This window comes from Metabacillus rhizolycopersici (assembly GCF_020075705.1).
Window position 1 is genome coordinate 1 of the sequence record NZ_JAIQUM010000304.1, and the last position, 327, is coordinate 327.

The 327-nt window shown below is 37.9% G+C and carries 1 protein-coding gene; it reads right to left on the bottom strand.

Going from position 1 to position 327, the window contains the following annotated elements:
- Positions 1 to 327: fructose-bisphosphatase class III (locus tag K9V48_RS28755; protein ID WP_224142364.1), on the bottom strand; the 327-nt coding region annotated here is incomplete at both ends.

Sequence of the window (327 nt, forward strand, 5' to 3'; positions counted from 1 at the left end):
CCTTTCTGACATATTAAAGGTCGGACGTCTCTTTATAATAGGACTTTCAAGCTTGAACTGAATCATCGCAATGGCTTGATGAATTTTCGTAATTTGTAATTGATCTGCTTCAGATAGTGGTTCATCTGAATGGATTTTTGGTCGAAAGACCGGATTGTCATCATAGTATTTTTCCGCAAGATTAAGAAGCGGTCTAAGATTGATTCCATACACATCTTCAATAATATCCAAATTATTGTATCTCGCACAGATTCGAATAATATTGGCGAGACAAACCTTTGACCCGGCAAAGGCACCTATCCAAAGAACATCATGATTTCCCCACTG